Below are 4,283 nucleotides of genomic sequence, written 5' to 3'. Positions count from 1 at the left end.
TCGCCAGAGCAAAGAAGGTCCAGTAAGCTACGGAACAAGCGCCAGAGGCAGGCTCGCAAGATCAATCGCTCACGGAGCAAGGCTTAGACAATGTTCGATCTGTAAAGGCCGGTAGCATCAGTCTGCGGAAGTGGGTTGAGCGCGTTAAAGCCTTGGATTAAAACAAATTGCCTGATACTGGATGGGCTCTTTTGGGGAAAGTTCTGTTAACTTGATCAAGTTTCATGGCAATTTGCTCCTCAAAATTTTGCGGAACATATCCTGGAAGACCGAGGCTGGCAATAACGGGCTTTACGACTGCCATACCATGAAACGGTTACTATTGAAGCAACGGACTGGGCTTCGAGTCAGACAGGGAGTAACAACTCCAACTCCACTGCTCAAGGACAGAACACGGCAGCCTCCGCCCAAACAACGGCCAACTCACTGGCAACCTGCTCGCAATCTCAAACAGGTGGGGTTTCTGCAACGGCAACGACGACTGCAACAGGCGGCAACCTTAATGCAACGAGTACAACCACCAACTCCCAACAGCGCAACATCGATCAATACTGTGCATTATTGTAACTTTTGCTTGATGCCTTTCAATCGCCCAGGATAGAGATCAACAGTGGTGTTTGTTTTGTAAAAGCTGTCATACTCTTTAGCATGTCTACTTTTTTCTTCTTTCTTAATATCATAGATTCGCCAGCAGCTCGCGGGGTGTGTGCTGGTGCCGCGGCTGGGGATTTGATTCGCGTCTAACTTTTTCTGGCACTCTCCCAAACCCGGGAGACCTTCTTTTATCTTTAAAAAAGTATAAAAGCCGTCTGTATAGTTATCAGGTTTGAACCCTGCTTTAACATAAATCTCAAAGCCCACTTCATCAGCTTCCGCCTCGCGCCAGTTTGCAAGCTCTTCCGGACTAGAACCACCTTTGGCTTTTCTTTTTTTCAAAAGATCTTCAACCAAAAGCTGAGTTGCCTCGGCCTTTTGGTATACTGAAGCGATTTTGTCTTTGAGTTGTTTAATTTCCACCGCGGTATATGGATTTGCGATCTCTGCAGCTCCTGGATTCGGAGCTGGCGATTCTATTAGAAGAACGAAATATTCTACATAGACGTCAAACAAACCGCCATTATTTGGACCATCACCTTCCAGTTTAGTTACGTCATCGGCAGCCGATTTCAGCGCACTGTTCTCAGCCATTGGCCTCTTTTTAAATAGAGTGCGCATAAAGGCGAGGCCGTCTTTTAATAGATTTTGATGCTCAGCATTTTTATTATTAATCTGCGATTGAATAGATTTTATTTCGGGGTCATTGCTAAACTTGTCATCGATGACTCTCGTTTGGTGAGCCATGGTCATGTGTGCAAGTTCATGGGCCATAATTCCAGCAACAGCGGCGTCAGTTTCAAAAGCCTGAATCAAACCTATGTTAAATTCAATCTTACCCGATGCATGTGCCTCCGCGTTCACTAATTTTGACGAGCTGATTTCGATACAAAACTTGTCAGCACTAAATCGTCCTGAAAAGGTCTTTGGGTTGGCTTTAGTGATTTTCGTCATGATGTCTTTCAGGTATTGACGCACTTCCGGATAGGATGATGTTTTCTGCTCGATACAGTTGCCAAGGTCTGGAGTGGCAGTCGCATGTGTGGTCTCCCCGTAAGTGTGCTTAAGATCAGAGCTCGGGGATGCACCACAAGAATAATGCGCGAAAGCGACTATTGCCAAAGCAAGGTAACTCTTTGAATTCCTCATTGATTTTCCTCCTGATGATAACAATGCGTTTGCAACCCTTGATCCATTGGCGCATTGGAGGATGGGTGCAGGGGGATAGCAATGCGATTTCAGAGGCTTGCAGCGATAGGACATTAGGATTGGAAAGTGATGTCATGTTCAGGATTTTGCAACGGAAGGCAAACCGGTGCACCGTATCCGAAGGATTCTTAAACATTTTCTATCGATGGATGAAAAACGATGGACTTTTTTTGCCCAAAAATCACCTCGTGCTGCGGCATCACGTGTAGGTCCTGTCCGAGCATAGGTGACACGTTGGTGGTTTGGAAACTCGACAGACTCGGCCGATCAACCATGCACTTGATCGGCCTGCTCAAGGAGTTTTAAGGTCGTGGCGTGACGTTCAAAAGCCTGAAGGAATCATTCGACGCCTCGACACCCATGGGCATGGCAGTTTTCACGTTTCTGTCGGCCATAGCCCAGATGGAATGGGACGTTCTCATCGAACCGGAATGTGTCAGCATTTTTGGGACAGCGCTAAAGAAAGTTTAAGAAACTTTTCTACCCGAGTACGAACACTGATTGTCGCGTAACTGGGATATTGATTCCAACTCGATCCTGTGGAATCGCAAGCTTGGGACCGCGCTTTGAGAGGCGCTCCGGATGCCGATTGTAGGCGTCTTTCAGGGCTTGTGTGCGTATTGCGAGCTACTGTTCCGGTAACTGCGGCCGACGCGCAAGGGACTGAAGAGTAAACTTGCCCGATGACAATCCAGTCATCAACGGGAGCAAGTGATGAGTGAAGAAAGCCTTGAGCAGCTAAAATCCGCATTCGCGATCTGGCGACGGAAAAAGCGATACATCCGTGAAGCCATTCCGGAGGCGTTGCTTGAACGGACTCGAGCGGCAGCAGCACGGTTTGGAGCGAGCCCGGTATCAAAAGCAATCGGCCTTGATTGCAGGCGCTTTTCAAAGGAAATCAGCAGCCGCCCTGGACCGGGGAAAAAAGTGATTCCACCTCCTGCCTATACCCGCCTTGTGCTATCGAGACCATCCATGCCAGCAGATCGGATTCTCGCTGAGTTGGAGACGCCATCGGGGATGAAACTGCGAATCTTTGCAAGCACTCCGGAAGCCCTCGGCCTGCTGTCCTCCTTGTGTGCTGGCGAGGTGGGCCGATGATCCATCTTCCAGCGAATGCGAATATTCTTGTCATGCATGCACCGATTTCGTTTCGAAACGGGATCGACGGGACAGCTGCTGTTGCACGGATCGTCTTGAAGTATGAACCGATGGATGGTGCCTATTTTGTGTTTCGTAACAAGGCCGGCCATAGCCTGCGTGTCCTTCACTTTGATGGAAGTGGTTTTTGGCTGGCTACGAAACGATTGTCGAAGGGCCGCTTCAACCCGTGGCCCAAGGGCGAGGGGACGATACCCTGCTCAACTCTATTGGCCCGAGAGCTTCAAATTTTAATTTGGGCTGGAGACTGGACGCGTTGCGGGTTTCCCGATGCGTGGCGAAAGATATCGTAGTTTCTCCTTGCATCATCTGCACTTGGATCTACACTCCCGTCCGGAAGCCTTGGCTGAAATCGGACGGAAGTATCATCATGACCCAACACATTGACATCGAACTCCAAGGTCTTCGCCAGCTGCAGAGTCGGATTGAAGAACAGCGTCTGGATCCAGACGATTGGAAAGTCTTCGCGGCTCTTGTCATGAATCTCGCTGATCGCGCTGAAGCCAGGGTTTCGCGAATGGTCGCAAAGATTCTTGCCGCCGATGCTGCTGGTAATGGTGAAGGTATCGATCAGCAGCCGATGGCCAGCGAGAGATCAGACTCGGATGCTCCGGAGCCCGACCAAACTTCTGCCGGCGAGGCTGCATCTTCGAACCCGGCTTCATCATCTGTTGAAGCTGAAAAAGATTCGGCCAAGGGTCATGGCCGTAATGGCTTCAAGGCTTATACCAATGCCACTCATATTCACCATTCGCTACTCTGTGGCAGAGCCGGGGCACTCTGCGAAGGCTGCAAGGCCGGTCCGATGTCGCGCTATCGCGAAAAGGTAATTGTCCGAATCGTTGGTCAGCCGAACTTTGGTGCCGAAGTTCATCACTTTGAACAAGCCCGCTGCAAACTGTGCGGGCAAATCACCCGGGCAGAGGTTCCGGCGGATGTTACAGCCGGCATTGGCTCAAGCTATATCAACTATCACTGGTCGGCGTGTGCCATGCTCTCGGTCATGCACTATTTTGCGGGAATGCCTTTCAAGCGCCTCGAGAACCTGCACAGGGGCTGGGGGATTACCATGGCTGACGCCAATCAGTGGAATATCGTCGATGAGGCCGACACCCTACTCCAGCCCCTCTTCAAGGCGCTTGAAGGCTATGCGATAGAGGAAGGGACAAGTCTGCTTATCGACGACACCGGCTCCAAAGTGATCGCGATCCAACGTCAGATCAATGCCGAGATAAAAGCCCTTGAGACGGCCGGTCTCAGTATCAAGTCTGTCAGGACCGGAATCAATGCCACAGGCGTTTATATTGAAACTCTTGAAG

4 protein-coding genes and 1 pseudogene are annotated in these 4,283 nt (G+C 50.1%); 4 read left to right on the top strand and 1 reads right to left on the bottom strand.

Going from position 1 to position 4,283, the window contains the following annotated elements; translation table 11 throughout:
* Positions 1-558: 558 nt before the first annotated feature.
* Positions 559-1,743, bottom strand: coding sequence for a M48 family metalloprotease (locus VE954_RS08630; RefSeq protein ID WP_324951706.1), 1,185 nt, complete (start codon positions 1,741-1,743; stop codon positions 559-561).
* A gap of 219 nt (positions 1,744-1,962) precedes the next feature.
* On the opposite strand from VE954_RS08630, the pseudogene VE954_RS08625 reads away from it, so the two are divergent.
* The 4 genes and pseudogenes from VE954_RS08625 to VE954_RS08610 all read left to right on the top strand — a co-directional run.
* Positions 1,963-2,274, top strand: a pseudogene (locus VE954_RS08625) (recombinase family protein).
* A gap of 243 nt (positions 2,275-2,517) precedes the next feature.
* Positions 2,518-2,904: a hypothetical protein gene (locus VE954_RS08620; RefSeq protein ID WP_324951704.1), complete on the top strand. Its 387-nt coding sequence runs from the start codon at positions 2,518-2,520 to the stop codon at positions 2,902-2,904.
* Positions 2,901-3,257 carry an IS66 family insertion sequence element accessory protein TnpB gene (gene tnpB, locus VE954_RS08615; protein WP_324951702.1) on the top strand — a complete coding sequence of 119 codons (357 nt, stop codon included), beginning with the start codon at positions 2,901-2,903 and terminating at the stop codon, positions 3,255-3,257. Before VE954_RS08620 ends, tnpB begins: the two co-directional genes overlap by 4 nt.
* Before the next feature lie 77 nt (positions 3,258-3,334).
* Positions 3,335-4,283 (top strand): IS66 family transposase (locus tag VE954_RS08610; RefSeq protein ID WP_324951700.1); only part of this gene is annotated, 949 nt, incomplete at its 3' end.

Origin of the sequence: Oligoflexus sp. (assembly GCF_035638955.1) — a bacterium.
Taxonomy (GTDB): domain Bacteria; phylum Bdellovibrionota_B; class Oligoflexia; order Oligoflexales; family Oligoflexaceae; genus Oligoflexus.
Note: the sequence above shows the minus strand (reverse complement) of the source record. Positions and strands in the feature narration are given on the sequence as shown.

Coding starts and splice junctions, on each gene's coding strand:
- VE954_RS08630 (WP_324951706.1), bottom strand. CDS start 1,743: ATGAGGAATTCAAAGAGTTACCTTGCTTTGGCAATAGTCGCTTTCGCG.
- VE954_RS08620 (WP_324951704.1), top strand. CDS start 2,518: ATGAGTGAAGAAAGCCTTGAGCAGCTAAAATCCGCATTCGCGATCTGG.
- tnpB (WP_324951702.1), top strand. CDS start 2,901: ATGATCCATCTTCCAGCGAATGCGAATATTCTTGTCATGCATGCACCG.